General features: G+C 59.3%; 16 protein-coding genes and 1 pseudogene. 7 read left to right on the forward strand and 10 right to left on the reverse strand.

The genetic code is table 11. From position 1 onward, the window contains the following. A partial coding sequence (locus KBF66_RS15010) for an amidohydrolase family protein (protein WP_296658768.1) occupies positions 1-441 on the forward strand: 441 nt, incomplete at its 5' end. 64 nt (positions 442-505) lie between these two features. Here the strand turns inward: KBF66_RS15010 and KBF66_RS15015 are convergent. The 4 genes from KBF66_RS15015 to KBF66_RS15030 are packed head-to-tail and all read right to left on the reverse strand — an operon-like array spanning position 506 to position 4,057. Beyond that, positions 506-1,222, reverse strand: a complete 717-nt coding sequence (locus KBF66_RS15015) for an ABC transporter ATP-binding protein (protein ID WP_296658770.1) — start codon at positions 1,220-1,222, stop codon at positions 506-508. A gap of 13 nt (positions 1,223-1,235) precedes the next feature. Continuing rightward, positions 1,236-2,006, reverse strand: a complete 771-nt coding sequence (locus KBF66_RS15020; RefSeq protein ID WP_296658773.1) for an ABC transporter ATP-binding protein — start codon at positions 2,004-2,006, stop codon at positions 1,236-1,238. A 31-nt stretch (positions 2,007-2,037) separates the two neighbouring features. Further along, complete coding sequence (locus KBF66_RS15025) at positions 2,038-3,120, reverse strand: ABC transporter ATP-binding protein (protein WP_296658777.1); 1,083 nt, start codon at positions 3,118-3,120, stop codon at positions 2,038-2,040. Positions 3,121-3,127: 7 nt separating this feature from the next. Beyond that, a complete protein-coding gene (locus KBF66_RS15030; protein ID WP_296658778.1) occupies positions 3,128-4,057 on the reverse strand; it encodes a branched-chain amino acid ABC transporter permease in 930 nt (309 codons plus the stop codon). 454 nt (positions 4,058-4,511) lie between these two features. Between KBF66_RS15030 and KBF66_RS15035 the strand changes: the two genes are divergently transcribed. After that, on the forward strand, positions 4,512-4,991 hold the full coding sequence (locus KBF66_RS15035) for a NifB/NifX family molybdenum-iron cluster-binding protein (protein WP_296658781.1): 480 nt from the start codon (positions 4,512-4,514) through the stop codon (positions 4,989-4,991). Positions 4,992-5,029: 38 nt separating this feature from the next. On the opposite strand, the gene KBF66_RS15040 is transcribed toward KBF66_RS15035, so the two are convergent. From KBF66_RS15040 to KBF66_RS15055, 4 genes are all read right to left on the reverse strand, one after another. Next, positions 5,030-6,340, reverse strand: a complete 1,311-nt coding sequence (locus KBF66_RS15040; RefSeq protein WP_296658785.1) for a replication-associated recombination protein A — start codon at positions 6,338-6,340, stop codon at positions 5,030-5,032. A 40-nt stretch (positions 6,341-6,380) separates the two neighbouring features. Continuing rightward, entirely contained in the window at positions 6,381-8,432 is a 2,052-nt protein-coding gene (gene pta, locus KBF66_RS15045) for a phosphate acetyltransferase (protein WP_296658788.1), read from the reverse strand. Positions 8,433-8,596: 164 nt separating this feature from the next. Further along, positions 8,597-9,226: an outer membrane lipoprotein chaperone LolA gene (gene lolA, locus KBF66_RS15050; protein ID WP_296658794.1), complete on the reverse strand. Its 630-nt coding sequence runs from the start codon at positions 9,224-9,226 to the stop codon at positions 8,597-8,599. Between the two features lies 1 nt (position 9,227). Continuing rightward, entirely contained in the window at positions 9,228-11,579 is a 2,352-nt protein-coding gene (locus KBF66_RS15055; RefSeq protein WP_296658797.1) for a DNA translocase FtsK, read from the reverse strand. Between the two features lie 177 nt (positions 11,580-11,756). Between KBF66_RS15055 and trxB the strand changes: the two genes are divergently transcribed. From trxB to rpmG, 3 genes are all read left to right on the forward strand, one after another. Then, positions 11,757-12,704, forward strand: coding sequence for a thioredoxin-disulfide reductase (trxB, locus tag KBF66_RS15060; RefSeq protein WP_296658799.1), 948 nt, complete (start codon positions 11,757-11,759; stop codon positions 12,702-12,704). Between the two features lie 148 nt (positions 12,705-12,852). Continuing rightward, the gene (gene rpmB, locus KBF66_RS15065) at positions 12,853-13,086 is read left to right on the forward strand and encodes a 50S ribosomal protein L28 (protein WP_296658802.1); all 234 of its coding nucleotides are present in this window, start codon (positions 12,853-12,855) and stop codon (positions 13,084-13,086) included. A 27-nt stretch (positions 13,087-13,113) separates the two neighbouring features. Next, entirely contained in the window at positions 13,114-13,284 is a 171-nt protein-coding gene (gene rpmG, locus KBF66_RS15070) for a 50S ribosomal protein L33 (RefSeq protein ID WP_296658805.1), read from the forward strand. Positions 13,285-13,423: 139 nt separating this feature from the next. On the opposite strand, the gene KBF66_RS15075 is transcribed toward rpmG, so the two are convergent. Beyond that, positions 13,424-14,626, reverse strand: coding sequence for a fatty acid desaturase (locus KBF66_RS15075; protein WP_296658807.1), 1,203 nt, complete (start codon positions 14,624-14,626; stop codon positions 13,424-13,426). A 27-nt stretch (positions 14,627-14,653) separates the two neighbouring features. Further along, positions 14,654-15,925, reverse strand: coding sequence for an RsmB/NOP family class I SAM-dependent RNA methyltransferase (locus tag KBF66_RS15080; protein ID WP_296658811.1), 1,272 nt, complete (start codon positions 15,923-15,925; stop codon positions 14,654-14,656). Between the two features lie 169 nt (positions 15,926-16,094). Here KBF66_RS15080 and KBF66_RS15085 point away from each other — a divergent pair, with 169 nt between their 5' ends. Together KBF66_RS15085 and KBF66_RS15090 are read left to right on the forward strand one after the other, a co-directional pair. Beyond that, positions 16,095-17,486 carry an efflux transporter outer membrane subunit gene (locus KBF66_RS15085; RefSeq protein WP_296658814.1) on the forward strand — a complete coding sequence of 464 codons (1,392 nt, stop codon included), beginning with the start codon at positions 16,095-16,097 and terminating at the stop codon, positions 17,484-17,486. 69 nt (positions 17,487-17,555) lie between these two features. After that, positions 17,556-17,753: pseudogene (locus tag KBF66_RS15090) on the forward strand (efflux RND transporter periplasmic adaptor subunit); the annotation flags it as partial.

Here is a 17,753-nt window from a genome sequence, read left to right on the forward strand (position 1 = left end):
GTCAGCGAGGCGCGCCAGGCGTTGCTGTTGGCGCGGGTCGGGCGCGCCATGCAATCACCCGAGCTGTGTCAGGACACACATGGCCAGCCCAAGACTGTCTATGGTTGCGATCTGGGACCATCTGAAATGACCGTGCGCGATGCGCTGACCCTGGCGACCAGCGGCGGTGCCCGGGTACTGGGGCGCAGCGACATTGGCCATCTCGCCCCAGGCATGTGCGCAGATCTGGCACTGTTTGACCTGGACACCCTGGGGTTCGCCGGTGCCGCGGTGCACGACCCGCTCGGTGCGTTGTTGCTGTGCGCCAGCGCCCAAGCGGACTACACCGTGGTCAACGGTGTGGTGGTGGTACGACAGGGTCAGTTGACCACGCTGGACCTGCCACCCTTGCTGCAACGCCACAACCGACTGGCTAAGACCCTGGCCGATCTGGCGCGCTGATACTTACCAAATAATAGCAATAAATCTTTATTTATATTGGGCTGGAGGTCGAAATGGTCACCAACTACTCACCCAAATAGGCAGCACGCACCTTCGGGTCGGACAGCATGGTTTTACCCTCACCCGTCATGGTGATCAGACCCGAGTCCATCACATAGCCACGGTCGGCAATGGCCAGCGCGCGGCTGGCATTTTGCTCCACCAACAACACGGTCACACCTTGTGAATAGACCTCACGCACCACTTCAAAAATCTTGTCCACCATGATCGGTGACAAACCCATGGAAGGCTCGTCAAGCAACAAGACCTTGGGCCGGCTGATCAGCGCGCGGCCCATGGCCAGCATCTGCTGCTCGCCACCACTCAAGGTGCCACCGAGCTGGTCACGGCGCTCTTTCAATCGTGGAAAAATACCAAATACCTTGTCGATGTCGGCGGCAATCTCGGCCTTGTCGTTGCGGATATAGGCACCCATCTGCAGGTTTTCCAGGATCGTCATGCGGGTGAAAATACCCCGGCCTTCCGGCACCATGGCCAGACCTTGCTGCACCAGATCCCATGGCCCCTGCCCCCGAATGCTCTTGCCGAGGTACTCGATGTCGCCGTCGCTGATCGGCAAGGAGCCCGTGATGGCCTTCATGGTGGTGGTCTTGCCGGCGCCGTTGGAACCAATCAGCGACACCAACTCACCCTCGCGCACCTCGAAATCCACACCTTTGACGGCCTGAATGCCACCATAAGCCACTTTGAGGCCCTTGACCTTGAGTAATACGTTTGTCATGACTTGGTCCTGTTCAATGTCCGCCGGTGCCCAGATAGGCCTCAATGACCTTCTCATTGCGTTGCACATCGGCCGGCGTGCCTTCGGCAATCTGTTTGCCGTAGTCCAGCACCGTGACTCGGTCGCACAAGCCCATGACCAGCTTGACATCGTGCTCAATCAGCAAAATGGTCCGGTTGTCGTTGCGGATTTTGTCAATCAGTTCCCGCAGCAGCACTTTTTCGGTGCTGTTCATGCCTGCGGCCGGTTCGTCGAGCGCGATCAATTGCGGGTCAGTGGCCAGCGCGCGGGCAATTTCGAGGCGACGCTGATCACCGTAGCTCAGGGTGCGCGCCTTGAAGTCCGCGAAACGCCCGATCCCCACATACTCCAGCAACTCATGCGCGCGCTGCGCAATCTGCGCCTCCTCGGCGTTGAATCTGGCCGTGCGAAACACGGCGCCCAACAGGCCTGAGTGGGTACGCACATGGCGACCGACCATGACGTTCTCCAGCGCCGTCATTTCGGCGAACAAGCGGATATTCTGAAAGGTCCGGGCAATGCCAGCCCGGGCGACCTCATGCACGGCGGTGGGCTGATACGGTTTACCGGCCAGCTCAAAGGTGCCGGTGTCGGGCGAATACAGTCCGGTCAGAACGTTGAAAAAAGTGGTCTTGCCAGCGCCATTCGGGCCAATCAGCCCATACACCTGGCCACGTTCAATGCAAATGCCCACATCACTTAAAGCCTGCAGGCCACCAAAACGCTTGGATACCCCGGCCACTTTGAGAACAATGTCTGTCATGGTGTTCAATTCCTGTTATGCAGCGCCACCGTCATGGCCGCGTCGTTGGCAGCGATTTGCCGTGCTCTGGCGCCGGCCACAGGCCACGCGGGCGCATCAGCATGATGACGATCATCGCCAGTGCGATCAGCAACTGACGCAGGATCGAGGCATCCAGCCGCCCGCCGGTCAGCGACTGCAGCGGACCGGCCACATAACGCAACACTTCAGGCAGCGCCGACAGGGCCACCGCTCCCAGAATCACCCCGGGCAAGTGGCCAATGCCGCCCAAAACCACCATCGCCACAATCATGATCGACTCCATCAGACTGAACGACTCCGGTGAAATAAAGCCCTGAAAGGACGCAAACATCGCCCCTGATACCCCGCCAAAAGTGGCCCCCATACCAAATGCCAGCAACTTGAGGTTGCGCGTATTAATGCCCATCGCCTTGGCGGCAATTTCATCTTCGCGAATCGCCATCCAGGCACGCCCGACGCGTGACAGTTGCAGCCGATGCGAAATGACCACGCTGAACACCACCAGCACCAGAAAAAGGTAGTAATACAAGGTCACCGAGGGGATTTCAAAACTGCCGATGTCAATGCGTTTACCCAGGCTGAAGCCAAAAAAACTCAGTGCATCAATCTGCCCCATGCCCTTGGGGCCATTGGTGATATTGACCGGATGGTCAAGGTTGTTCATGAACACGCGAATGATCTCGCCAAATCCCAGTGTCACGATGGCCAAGTAGTCGCCACGCAGGCGCAGGGTTGGTGCACCCAGCAACACGCCGAACAGTGCTGCCAGCCCCGCAGCCGCCGGAATCACCAGCCAGATCGGGCTGTGCAGGCCATTCGGGAACAGGGCGGCAAACATCGGGAACGTTTCAGTCAGATGCGGCGAAGCCAGCAAGGCGTACATGTAGGCGCCAATGGCAAAAAATGCCACATAGCCCAGATCGAGCAGACCCGCATAACCCACCACAATATTCAGACCAAGTGCCAACAGCACATACAGCAGGGCCATGTCGGCAATGCGCACCCAGGCATTGCCAAAACTCTGCAGGATCAGCGGTGTCACCAGCAAACCAATGGCCGCCAGTACAAAAATGATGATTTGTTTTTGTTTCATGACAACCTCACGCTCTATCTGCCACGCGCTCGCCCAACAAACCAGAGGGTCGCAGGGTCAGCACCACGATCAGCACAATGAATGCAAAAATATCCGAGTAGTGGCTACCCAACACACCTCCCGTGAGCGTGCCGATATACCCCGCACCCAAGGACTCAATCAGTCCCAGCAACACCCCACCCACCACGGCACCGGCAAGATTGCCGATACCGCCAAAAACTGCAGCCGTGAAGGCCTTCAAACCCGGCAAGAAGCCCATGGTGTGTTGCACGGTGCCGTAATTGGCCGCCCACATGATGCCTGCGATGGCCGCAAGCACAGCACCAATGACAAAGGTGGCAGAAATGACAAAGTCGGGCTTGACGCCCATCAGCGCTGCCACCCTGGGGTTCTCAGCCGTCGCCCGCATGGCCCGCCCGAGCCGTGTGTAATTCACCAACCACGTCAACACCCCCAGTGACACTGCTGTCATGGCCAGAATCAGCACCTGTGTCAGTGTGATCACGGCCCCCCCTATCTCATAGGGCACCATCGGCAACAGACTGGGATACGCTTTGTAGTTGGGCTTCCAGATGATCATCGCGAGCGTCTGCAACAGGATTGACATGCCGATCGCCGTGATCAGCGGTGCCAGACGCGGGCTGTTGCGCAAAGGGCTGTAGGCCAGTTTTTCGATTGAAAAGTTAAGCGCCGCGGCCACCACGCAGGCGATCACCATGGAAACCAGCAAAATGATCCAGCCTGGAGTCCCTGGCATCGACTCCTGCATCAGGCCGATGATGCTCCAACTGGTCAGGGCACCCACCATCAACACCTCACCGTGGGCAAAATTGATCAGCCCGATGATGCCGTACACCATGGTGTAGCCCAGCGCGACCAGAGCATACATGCTGCCTAACACCAGACCGTTGATGATCTGCTGTATCAAGGTTTCCATAATACTTTCTCCGAATGTGGCCGAGTGGCGGTTCGACGGATGGTCTGACCCAACGCGTGGTGTTTTGAAACGTACGGTGAATGCGCACCAGGGATGCAAGCAATAAGCCTGCCACTACCCTGCCCGCCCGACAATTGGTCGCGATTGTAGTCAAGCGGCTTCTGGCACGACTCAGTCTCACGTCCGGGTTTACCCTTGCAAACAAGAAACATCAAACGGCCTTTTCCAATATTAGAGGAACTGATTTGGGCGTGGATGGCGGTCTGCCAGGGGCACTGACAGGACTGCCATTACTGACAATATCTGTTCATGGTCCGACACAGCATCGACCAGCGTTCAGAAATTTATCCATTGGAATCAATGACTTTCCAAACAGAGCTGGCCTGGCACAAGGATTGCTGATCTTGCTGCAAGGGCCGCACCCGGCGCTGCCACCGTAACAACCAGGACCATCATGAAAATCGCCATCACCAGTCAGAATCGCCAATCGATCACCGGTCATGCAGGCAAATGCCGCAAGTTCTGGGTTTACAACGTCGTGGACCAACAGATCACGGGCAAGCAACTGATCGAACTGGCGATGGCACAGAGTTTTCATGAAGTTGCCCATGCGCTGCAGCCCAGCGTGTCGCATCCGTTGGACGATATCCAGGTTCTGATCACGGCGGGACTGGGACGCGGTTTGCAGAATCGACTGCTACAAAAAGGCATCCGGGCTGTCGCCACCTCCGAGACCGAACCGGATCAGGCGGTGACGGCCTGGTTGGCAGGGCAACTCGTGGAAATTGCGGCCGAATCTCACGAGGGCGCGCACCACGCTCACAGCCCCGACGATCATGAAAGCCAACCGGGTATTGCGGTCAAGGCCTTTGTGGTGCCGGCGCAAATTGGCAAATTCAAGCCACCCGAGCGCGCCGCATCCCAGCAGTCCTGACTCAGCCCGGAAACCCCTCCCGCCCGAGGCTCGAAGAATCAGGCATTTCGCCTTGCCGTCGCCGCTGAATTGCGTTCTTTCAGATGACGCAGTTTCTCGGCTATCCGAATCTCCAGTCCACGCTCGACCGGTTGATAAAAACCCGGCTCGGCCATGCCCTCGGGCAAGTAGCACTCCCCAGCGGCAAACCCGTCTTCTTCGTCATGGGCATAGCGGTAGCCTTTGCCGTAGTCCAGCGTTTTCATCAGCCGCGTTGGCGCGTTGCGCAAATGCAGCGGGACCGCACGGGTGGCGTCTTTCTTGACCCAGGCCCGCGCCTCGTTGTAGGCCTTGTAGACGGCATTGGATTTGGGCGCCACCGCCAGGTAAACCACACACTCCGCCAGTGCCAGCTCACCTTCCGGGGTACCCAGGCGCTCATAGACCTCGGCTGCGTCCAGCGCCAGCCGCAAGGCCCTCGGATCCGCCAGACCAATGTCCTCGCTGGCCATGCGGATCAAACGTCGAGCCAGATAGCGCGGATCAGCCCCACCATCGAGCATACGCACCAGCCAGTACAACGCGGCGTCGGGGTCACTGCCCCGCACACTTTTGTGCAGGGCCGAGATGGTGTCGTAGAACTGCTCACCGCCCTTGTCATAGCGGCGCAGGCGCTCACCCAGCACCTGCAGCAGCCAGGCGTCGCTGATTTCCGGCACTTTTTCCTGTAGCGCCGCTACCGCCAACGTCTCCAGCGTATTGAGCAAGCGCCGTGCGTCACCATCGGCATACGCCACCAGGCGACTGACCGCTACTTCATCGATAGCTGGAAGTGCTTGTTGTTCCTGAGCTACCAGCACAATTGTTTTCAAATCTTCGGGGGCCAGCGGCTGCAGCACGTAGACCACCGCGCGCGACAGCAGGGCCGAGTTGACCTCGAACGAGGGATTCTCAGTGGTCGCGCCGATGAAGGTGAACAGGCCACTTTCGACATGCGGCAAAAACGCATCCTGCTGGCTCTTGTTGAAGCGGTGCACCTCATCGACAAACAAGATGCTGCGCCTTTGCTCCAAACCTGTGCGCGCGCTATGCGCCAGATCAACCGCCTCACGGATCTCCTTCATGCCGCCGAGCACGGCACTGATGGTGATGAACTGGGCGTCAAACGCATCGGCCATCAGCCGCGCAATGGTGGTTTTGCCAGTGCCCGGGGGCCCCCACAGAATACAGCTGTGCGGTTGCCCAGACTCAAATGCCAAGCGCAGCGCCATGCCCGGTCCGAGCAGATGCTGCTGGCCAATGACCTGCGCCAGCGTTCTGGGTCGCAGGCGTTCAGCCAGAGGGGAAAAGTGGGTGGGCACGGCGCGCATGGCCCGATATTGTGGCGCACCCGAACTTTTGAAATATGGTTCAGACTTTCTTCAAGGCTTCCGCCTGAATCGCGGTGAGCGCAATGGTGAACACGATATCGTCCACCAGGGCACCGCGTGACAGATCATTGACCGGCTTGCGCAGGCCCTGCAGCATCGGTCCAACCGAGACCACATTGGCCGAACGTTGCACTGCCTTGTAGGTGGTGTTGCCGGTATTCAGGTCGGGGAAGATAAATACCGAGGCCTGACCCGCGACCGCGCTCCCGGGCGCTTTCTGTGCCGCCACTTCCTGCACGGTCGCAGCGTCGTATTGCATTGGACCGTCGATTATCAAATCCGGCCAACGCGACTTGGCCAACGCCGTAGCGGCTCGCACTTTTTCCACATCGTCGCCCGCGCCGGAGGCACCGGTGCTGTAGCTGATCATCGCCACCTTGGCATCAATACCAAAGGCCTCGGCGCTGTCGGCACTTTGACGCGCAATCTCGGCAAGTTCCGCTGCCGTTGGATCGGGGTTGACCGCACAGTCGGCGTACACCAGCACCTGGTCCGGCATCAGCATGAAAAAGCATGACGACACAATGGACGACCCGGGCGCGGTACGGATCAGCTGCAGCGCAGGCCGCACTGTGTTGGCGGTGGTGTGCACCGCACCACTGACCAGACCGTCCACCTCATCCACGGCCAGCATCATGGTGCCCAGCACCACAGTGTCTTCCAGTGCCACCAGTGCCTGGCTGGCGGTCAAACCCTTTGTCTTGCGCAGGGACACCATCGGTTCGACAAAGCGCCCCGCAATCTCGTGCGGGTCAAGAATCTCCAGCTCCATGGGCAGTTCGACACCCATCGCATCGGCGACTGACTCGATCACCTTGCGCTGTCCCAACAACACGCAACGTGCGATGCGTTTTTCGGTGCAGATGACGGCCGCACGAATGGTGCGCGGTTCATCGCCCTCGGGCAGCACGATGCGTTTGTTGGCGGCGCGCGCCTTCTGGATCAGTTGATAACGGAACGCTGGTGGCGACATGCGCCGCGAGGTGGCGTGCTCCAGTCCCTCACAAATCGCCAATGCGTCCAGACCTTCGGCAACACTCTCGATCACCGCATTCATGCGCACCAGGTCATCCTGCGGCACCGCCTGAGGAAAACGACTGATCGCAGCTGCAGTTTCGTAAGTGTCGCCACCGGTGCGCAACACCGGCAGCCCACTGCGAAAGGCGCGCGAGCCGAAGCGCTCGATACGAGGGCTGATGAAGCTATGGTGCGTCAGCACCAAACCAGCCAACTCGATGCCATTGCTGGCTGCCAACGCCGTCGCCAGAATCACGTCGTCGCGGTCGCCAGCGCTGATCACCAGTGCACCGGGCTTGAGCCGTGGAATCACTTCTGAGACCGAGCGGGCACAGACCACAGTCTCATGCGCCCGGCGGATGGCAAGTTCGCCTTCGATCATCACCTCAGCTTCCAAGTGGCGGGCAATATCAAGCATTCGCGGAGCGGACAGCGCCGGGTTATCACGCACCATGCCCCAGATCGGCACCCCATCCAGCTGGCTCGACGCCGCTGCCGCATCAAAATCCGCGCCCACTCGGTTAAAAATCACCCCTTCAACCCGCCGTCCTGAGCCCCGAATGCGGGAAATGACGTAGTGGGTTTGGGCAAGGCCCTCGGCGTCAGCACCGCTGGCGACCAACACCACGTCCGCTTGCAGGCTTTTTGAAATGTCAGCCGAAAGCTGCGGAATGAAGGCGCGGGTTGGGTCCGCATGGATGCCCTCCACCACCAGTACATCGGCACCCTGGGAATTGGTTAGCGCCATGCTGACAATCTCTTCCAGCAGATCATCGGTCTTGCCACTGGTCACCTGCTGGGTCACCAGGCTCATCGGCAACGGGGCAGGCGTGTTGTTGAGATGGCAAATACTGCGCGCAAACAAAACGGACGGCTCCGACTCCGGGGTACGCTTGGTCACCGGCTTGACAAATGCCACTTTCAGGCCACTGCGCTGCAGCGTCCGTAACAAGCCCAGAGCCACCGAGGTCAAGCCAACATTGGGCTCGGTGGCAGACAGAAAATAAGTACGCATGGTCAACTCCGCTGTGTGACGCCCGGCCCCGCTGGTCGAACTCAGGACCGGTTGAATATGTTGCAGCGCATCATAACGGAGACAAGGGTTAACCCTGATGACAAATCGCAGATATCAGCCATGTTGGAGCCAACAACCTACTTGTGGACGGTGAACGGTCCCCTTTATTGCCTGAGCAGATCCGCTCCAACGGGTACTTTGAACTGGAAATGGCCCATTGACAAGGTCGGGTTAGCCTCAAAGTCCTGAAAACTCAGCAACGAGCGCTGACCAAAACTGTCGACGATCTCCAGCGCCGCCAACCCTGCCGCTTGAAAACCCACTCGTATGCTCTGCACGGCATTGTCTTTGGACCGCGGGGTGGCAAGTACCCATTGCAAGCCATCCTGATCCGGCACGTCGACCAGCGTGAATTCAGCCCGCAGCGCTTGCAGGTCGGGTGCCGCAGCAATCAGCGCCGCTGGGGTCGACGCCAGCACACCGGCCTGCTCCCGTGCCGTGACCTGATTCAGATCCGGATCATGCATCCACAGCGTCTGGCCGTCGGCCACAATGCTTTGGGCAAATGGCTTCTTGTAGACAAACTTGAACCGGTTAGGGCGGGCAAATTCAAAACTGCCCGTCGATGTTTTGCTGCGCGCCGCCTGCCCTTGCCGGGACGGGGCGGTCACCACCTGGGTGAATCCGGCCCGCCCGGTTTTCATCGTCTTGACAAAATTTTCCAGACTTTCCAGGCCGCCAGCCCATACAGGTAATGCACTGATAGCTATCAATACAGTTAATAATTTTTTCATCTCAAGACCCATCTTCACGCTTGGGCACCAGGATCTCGCGCTGACCACTGTTGCTCATGCTGCTCACCAAGCCGGCTTTCTCCATGTCTTCGACCAACCGGGCGGCACGGTTGTAGCCAATCTTCAGGTGACGCTGCACCAGCGAGATGCTGGCCTTGCGGTTTTTCAGCACCACTTCGACCGCCTGGTCGTACAGGGGGTCCTTCTCACCACTGGCACCGTCCCCGGCAAAACCATCGGCTGCATCGTCGCCATCGACCGTGCCGCCTTCGAGAATGCCATCGATGTAGTTGGGCTCACCCTGGCTTTTCAGATAGCTGACCACGCGGTGCACCTCATCGTCGCTGACAAACGCACCGTGCACACGAATCGGCAGCCCGGTGCCGCTGGGCATGTAAAGCATGTCGCCCATACCCAGCAAGGCTTCGGCACCCATCTGGTCCAAAATGGTGCGGCTGTCGATCTTGCTGCTGACCTGAAACGCGATGCGCGTGGGGATGTTGGCCTTGATCAGCCCGGTGATGACATCCACACTGGGACGTTGGGTGGCCAGTATCAGGTGAATGCCGGCGGCACGTGCTTTTTGGGCCAGACGGGCAATCAGCTCCTCGATCTTTTTCCCTACCACCATCATCAGATCCGCCAACTCGTCGATCACCACCACAATGTGCGGCAGGCGCTGCAGCGGCTCGGGTTCTTCTGGCGTCAGGCTGAACGGGTTGCCGATGAGTTCACCCCGCGCTTTGGCTTCATCCATTCGGGTATTGAAACCCGCCAGATTGCGCACACCCATTTTGCTCATGAGTTTGTAGCGTCGCTCCATCTCGGCCACGCACCAGGTCAGCCCATTGGCCGCCTGGCGCATATCGGTAACCACCGGACATAACAGGTGAGGAATGCCCTCGTAGACCGACATTTCCAACATCTTGGGGTCGATCATCAGCAAGCGCACGTCGTGCGCTTCGGCTTTGTAAAGCAGACTCAGGATCATGGCGTTGATACCGACCGATTTGCCCGAACCGGTGGTGCCCGCCACCAGAACGTGTGGCATCTTGGCCAGATCGGCCAGCACTGGATTGCCGATGATGTCTTTGCCCAGACCCATGGTGAGCAGGGACTTGGCATCGTGGTAGCTCTGCGCGCCCAGGATCTCGGACAGCTTGATGGTTTGGCGCTTGGCGTTGGGCAGTTCAAGTGCCATGGTGGTCTTGCCCGGGATGGTTTCCACCACCCGGATCGATACCAGACTGAGCGAACGCGCCAGATCTTTGGCCAGACCGACAATTTGTGAGCCCTTGATGCCGGTGGCGGGTTCAATTTCATAGCGGGTAATGACCGGGCCGGGTTGGGCCAGCACCACGGCCACATCAACGCCAAAATCCTTGAGCTTCTTCTCGATCATGCGGCTGGTCATCTCCAGCGTCTCGGGCGACACGGTCTCCTGCCGTGCCACGGCAGCATCGAGCAAATCGACCTGGGGCAGTTTGCTGTCGAAAACGTCCTTGAACAGGGTCTTCTGCCGCTCCTTGGCGACCCGTTCGCTCTTGGCGGGTTCGGGCACAGGTGGTTCGATCACCACCACCGGCCGCGCGGGATGCTCAGCTGCCACATGGCGCGCCTCCACCAGAACCTCGGCACGCGCCTGCGCTGCCTGCTGGCCAATCACCAGGTCCTGCTCAACCTCCAGTTTCTCCCGGCGCGTCTCGACCCGCCCAAACAGCCAGGCGCCCAGGCGCTCGGCCAGTTCGCCCCAGGAAAACCGGAACACCCAGGCAAGGCCCAACAACCCGACCACAATGCCCAGCAGGGCGGAGCCGGTATGCCCAAGCAACTCAACCACCAAAGGTGCCACCAAATAGCCCCAGACACCGCCCGCATGGCCCGGCAGGTGGTCATCCAGACGATAAAAACGTGACCACTCCAGAGTGACACTGGCGCTGCAAAGCAAGATCAACCCCAGCCAAAACATCAGCCTGGCAAGTCCGGGCCGGCGTAACGGGTCGATCTTGCGATGCAAAAAATCACGTCCGCGCATCCATCGTGCCAAGCCGGACAGCCAGACCCGCACGCCTGCAGCCCAGCACCACCAAACGGAAATGCCAAACAGAAAGTAACTGCCGTCAGCCAGCCAGGCGCCGACGCGCCCACCCTTGTTCACCCAAGGCAAACCCGCACCCGAGGTCGACCACGCTGCATCCTGCTGTGAGTAACTCATGAGTGACAACAACCAGAACACCAGAAACGCCAAGCCAGCCACCAAACCCAACTCTGTCGCAAAACGAGCCCAGCCTGAACGTGTGACGTTTTGACTGGCGGAGTTTGTGGCGTGCAGGGTATTAAGAGAGTATGTCATGGGTCAAAGTGGGGAATTTGCGCAAGGGTTCAGATCGGTCGACATTGCATAATCCTACCCATTGTGGGGTTCAGTTACCGCCGACCTGTTCAATCGGCCGGGTTTTCTGGCTTGACAGATGGTCATTGAGCCCCAACTGTACACGCCTCACCCATCGAAATCTTTCAAGGAAAACCCATGACCGACATCCGACATACCCAGGTATTGATTCTGGGCTCTGGTCCAGCCGGCTACACCGCGGCCATTTATGCGGCCCGCGCCAATCTGAAGCCGATGCTGGTCACCGGCATGGCGCAAGGCGGCCAGTTGATGACCACCACCGAGGTCGACAACTGGCCCGCCGACGTCGCGGGCGTTCAGGGGCCGGAATTGATGCAGCGATTTCTGGAGCACGCCGAGCGCTTCAAGACGGAAATCGTGTTTGACCACATCCACCGGGTCGATTTCTCCAAGCGTCCATTCACCTTGTTTGGCGACAGCGCCAGCTACACCTGCGACGCGCTGATTCTGGCCACTGGCGCTTCGGCCAAGTATCTGGGTTTGCCATCAGAAGAGGCCTTCATGGGGCGCGGCGTTTCAGGTTGCGCCACCTGTGACGGCTTCTTCTATCGCAACGAAGTGTGCTGCGTGGTGGGCGGCGGCAACACGGCGGTGGAAGAAGCGCTGTATTTATCCAATATCGCCAGCCGGGTGTATTTGATTCACCGCCGCGACAAGTTCCGCGCCGAACCCATCATGATCGACAAGTTGATGGAGAAAGTTGCCAGCGGCAAGATTGTGCTGAAGACCTTCAGCACCCTGGACGAGGTACTGGGCGATGCCAGTGGCGTCACGGGTGTTCGTGTCAAGAACGTCAACACCGGCGTCACCGAAGACCTGACGCTCAAAGGCTGCTTTATCGCCATCGGTCACAGCCCCAACACGGGTATTTTTGAAGGTCAGTTGCAGATGGAGGGTGGATACATCGTCACCCAGAGTGGCAACAAAGGTTTTGCCACACAAACTAGCGTGCCCGGCATTTTTGCCGCAGGTGATGTGCAGGACCATATTTACCGCCAGGCCATCACCAGTGCCGGCACTGGTTGCATGGCCGCACTGGACGCGCAACGTTTTCTTGAGCAGTGACGCCAATCACCGCATATAATAACGGGCTTTGCTGAAATCCTTAGCCCCTGTGGGTCGGGGCCAGCATTCGGGTTACCGCCACCCTTTTTCTTGGCGAGGTCAGGCTTTTGACGTCAGTCAGGGCCGTTATCACGATCGGAGTGTCCTCATGGCACGCGTCTGCGAAGTTACGGGCAAAGGCCCGCAGGTTGGGAACAATGTATCCCACGCCAACAACAAAACCAAGCGCCGGTTCTTGCCGAACCTGCAATATCGCCGTTTCTGGGTTGAGTCCGAAAACCGCTGGGTTCGCCTGCGGATTTCGAACGCTGGTCTGCGTTTGATCGACAAGAATGGTATCGACTCCGTGCTCGCAGACTTGCGCGCCCGCGGTCAGGCTTAATGACAACACCCTTTTAGAAAGATCATCATGGCAGCCAAAGGCGGACGCGAAAAAATCAAGCTGGAATCGACAGCCGGCACCGGTCACTTTTACACCACCGACAAAAACAAAAAGACCACTCCCGAGAAACTGCTGATCAAGAAATTTGATCCGGTTGCTCGCAAACACGTGGACTACAAGGAAATGAAACTGCGTTAAACAGCAGTCCAGGTCCTGAAATCAAGCCCGCTTCATGCGGGCTTTTTTATGCTGTGGTGAGCCGGTCACTGCTCGTGGGCTGACAAACCACACCAAAGCAAGGTTTCGGTCAGCCTTACCTTTGATCTGACGTTCTGCTTCAGACCGCCTGGGGCGCCTGCACCGAACGCAAGCGCATGGAGAATTCGGCCAAAGCAGCAACACCGCTGGCCTCGGCACGCTGGCACCAGGCTTGCAACTCCGTGGCGAGCTGCTCGCGGGTATTGGACCGGTTGAGCCACATTTGACGCAGTTCTTCGCGCATCACCACCATTTTGTCGAGCGTGGGCGACGCCGCACGTGCCAATGCCAGTTGTTGCGCAATCGCTGCGGGAACCTGGTCGAAATCCCGGTGCAACCAGCGCTGAGCAGCCCGAATCACTGTAGCATCGGCGTGCCGTGCTTTGAGCGCGGCGAGTTCCTGTCGAAACGTTTGACGCATCTGCTTGGCATAAGCTGCCATCAACTCAAAACGATTCTGTATCAGCGCCTCCAGCGTCTGTTCGTCGGCGACCGCGCGTACTTCACCAAGGGCCAGACGCGGCGGAACCTTCCTGACGCTGGCCAGACCTAGTTTTTGCAGCACGCTGATGTACATCCATCCGATGTCAAACTCATACGGCTTGACCGACAACTTGGCCGAGGTGGGATAAGTGTGATGGTTGTTGTGAAGTTCCTCACCGGCAATCAAGATGCCCCAAGGTGAGATGTTGGTGCTGGCATCCGGTGCCTCAAAATTCCGGTAACCCCAGTAATGCGCTGCACCATTCACAATGCCGGCAGCCATCACCGGGGTCCAGGCCATCTGCACTGCCCACACTGCCAGGCCCGCCGCACCCAGCAGCGTCATGTCGATCAACAACATCAAGCCAATGCCGGCAAACGAGAAGCGGCTGTACAACTTGCGCTCAATCCAGTCGCTGGGAGTGCCATGACCATAGCGCGCCAAGGTGTCGGCGTTGCGTGCTTCCTTGCGGTACAGCTCATAGCCCTGCAGCAAGACGGTCCTGATGCCATATACATGCGGGCTGTGCGGGTCGTCGGCTTGCTCGCATTTTGCGTGATGCTTGCGGTGAATCGCCGCCCATTCCTTGGTCACCTGACCGGTTGTCAACCACAACCAGAAGCGAAAGAAATGCGATACCGCAGGGTGCAGGTCCAGCGCGCGATGCGCCTGATGCCGGTGCAAAAATACGGTGACACTGATCATGGTGACATGCGTCACCACCAGCGTGAACAAAACGATTTGCCAGGCGCTCAAGTCCCACAGGCCATTGGCAGCCCAATCGAGTATGTTTTCCATTGACGTTGTCTCTCTCGTTGATTTAGTTCATTTGCGCTGCCACACCGCGGCAAAAAAACCGTCGGTCTGATGGCGATGCGGCCACAGACGCAAATAGGTTTGGCCATCCGGCCCGCCGCTGCACGGGCTGGCAGCCTGGCTGATTTTCAGGGCAGTGAGGATGTCGCCGACTTCCAGTGCGACAAAGTCCTTGTTGGCTTCAGAAAACGCCTGTGCAATGCCCTCGTTCTCTTGCGGAAGGATGCTGCAGGTGGCATAGACCAGGCGCCCACCGGACTTCACCAGCCGTGCTGCGCCTTGCAAGATGGCCGTCTGCTTGGCCACCATCTCATCGACCGACTGAGGCGTTTGGCGCCACTTCAGGTCGGGGTTGCGCCGCAGCGTACCCAACCCGGTGCAGGGTGCATCCACCAGCACGCGGTCGATCTTGCCGGACAGACGTTTCACCCGGTCGTCGCGCTCATGCGCAATGGCCGCCGGGTGCACGTTGGACAAACCACTGCGCGCCAGGCGCGACTTGAATGCATCGAGTCGGCCCGCCGAGGTATCGAACGCATACAAACGTCCCGTGGAGCGCATGGCCGCACCGAGTGCCAGCGTCTTGCCGCCCGCGCCGGCACAAAAATCCACCACCATCTCTCCGCGTTTGGCGTCCAGCAACAGCGCCAGCAGTTGCGAGCCCTCGTCCTGCACTTCAAAGTCGCCGCGTAAAAAAGCCTCGTGCTTGTTCAGCGCTGGTTTGCCGGCAATACGAAGGCCCCATGGCGAATACGGCGTACCGACCGCCTTGATGCCCGAGGCTGCCAGCGCCTTTTGCACCTCGTCGCGCTTGGCTTTGAACGTGTTCACCCGCAAATCGAGCCCGGCGCCCTGGTTAAAGCTCTCCACCAGCGGCCAGAAGTCGGCACCCAACTGGTCTTTGAGCGGCTGCACCAACCACTCGGGCAGGTTATGCCGATGCCGTTCCATCAGGTCTTCGGGCTTGATCTTTTCGCATTGGTCCAGCCAGTTTTTCTCCTGATCGCTCAAAGCACTGCGCAGGAAGTCGCCGGGGCCATAAAACCCCAAAATCGCCAGGCGTCGCTCCTTGGGGCCACTGCCCGAAGGCGCAAAGTGGTCAAACAGTTGTTTTTTACGCAGAACGGTGTACACCGTCTCTGCCATGGTGGCGCGTTCACGCGGGCCAAAACCCCGGTGATCGCGAAAAAACCTCGACACGATGGCGTCCGCCGGGTGGTCAAATTTGAGAGTCAGACGCACCAGTTCAGAACAGGCGTCAAGCAGGGCTTTTGGATGCATAGGGGCGCGATTGTCCCATGGAGACGGCACGCGACAAGGCGGGTTTTCACCGGAACTTTACAAGACTTCACGACTCAGACGCCGGACTGTCCTGCACATGCCAGACAATTCACCTCCAAGCCAGCGGGTTCGTCCTGCAGAGTTACTGCGCGACACCATTCATTTATCCATGCGATCACTACTCCCTTTTTGGCCACTGGCCGCAATCTCACATCGGCCGGTGCTTACCCTGGCAGCGCTGTTTCTGGCGTTGAACCTGAGTGGCTGCGCCAGCCCGACCGTCAGCGCCAACAATGCCGTCACAACCGAGTCAAATCCGGCTTCACCGATGCAGCAGACCTGGTGGACCGCATTCAACGATCCCCTGCTCAGTGAGCTGGTGCAGAAAGCGCTGCAAACCAACACCAGCATCCGCTCAGCGCAGGCCGCGCTGCAACAGGCGCGCGCCGCACGCGATGTCAAAGCCGCCAGCAATGGCCCCAACCTGGTCCTATCCGGCTCAGCCCAGCGCAGCCAGGCGGAGTCACGCGACGCCAGCAACAGTTTTCAGGCCGGGCTTGATGCGCGCTGGGAGATCGACATCTTTGGTGGCAACCGCGCGGCTCTGGCCGCCTATGAGGCGGACACGCTGGCCACCGAGGCGAGTCTACGCGACGTGCAGGTCAGCATCGCCGCTGAAGTGGCGCTGGCGTACATCCAGCTGCGGGGCACTCAGGCGCAGCTGATCATCACCCAGAACAACCTGGCCAGCCAGCAGGAAACCCTGCAAATCACCCAATGGCGCGCCCAGGCTGGACTGGTCACTGCACTGGAAGTGGAGCAGGCGCAGAGTGCGGTTGCACAAACCGCTGCCCAGTTGCCCACCTTGCAGACCAACCTGGCTGCGACCCGCCACAGTTTGGCCATTTTGATTGGCCAGCGTCCACTGGAACTGGACAGCTTGCTATCAACTTTAGGTGAAATTCCGCAAAGCCGGGCCGGGTATGGCGAACACATCGCGACCAACACGCTGCGCCAGCGCGCTGACGTGCGTGCGGCTGAACACCGCATCAGCGCCGCATTGGCGCGGTTAAACGCCGCCGACGCCGCGCGTTACCCCAGCTTCAACCTCGGCGGCTCGGTGGGGCTGAGCGCACTGACGCTGGCAAGCCTTGTCAACGGTGCCACGCTGGCGGGCAGCTTGCTGGCATCAGTGTCCGTGCCACTGCTGGATGGGGGTGCCGCCAAGAGCCAGGTGCTGGCGCAGGAAGGTGCACTCGAACAAGCCCGTGCCGGCTACCAGACCACGGTATTGGCTGCGCTTAAAGAGGTGGAAGATGCCCTGATTGCCATTCAGAACAATGCGCAACGTCTCCAATTGCTACAGACCGCAGTCACCTCCGCCAGCAACGCCGCGCAATTGGCGAACAACCGTTACGCCAGTGGACTGATTGATTATCAGACCGTACTGCAAACCCAGCGTACCCTGCTGTCGGCACAGGACAGTGTGGTCGGTCTGCAAGCCACCCGCAGCGCTGACCAGGTGCGCCTGGTCAAGGCGCTCGGAGGTGGCTGGCAATAGCCCACCCAGGAACGTCGTCCCGCCATCGCATCTCACGGCTCCGTTAGCCCGAAACCCCTCTTGAACCCCATGAACGCAACGTCTTCCCAGCCCCTTTCAGCGCCTACAGCCTCAACGGCCGCACCAGCCGACTTGCAAGCCCTGCTGGCGCAGCCCCCCAAGCCCACTTGGTGGCGACGGCGCAGCCTGTGGATTGGCCTGGCGCTGCTGGCCAGCGGTACTGCAGCCTATTTTTATTGGTCGGCCAGCCAGCAGGCCAAAGCGGCG

The organism is Rhodoferax sp. (assembly GCF_018063565.1).
GTDB lineage: Bacteria > Pseudomonadota > Gammaproteobacteria > Burkholderiales > Burkholderiaceae_C > Rhodoferax.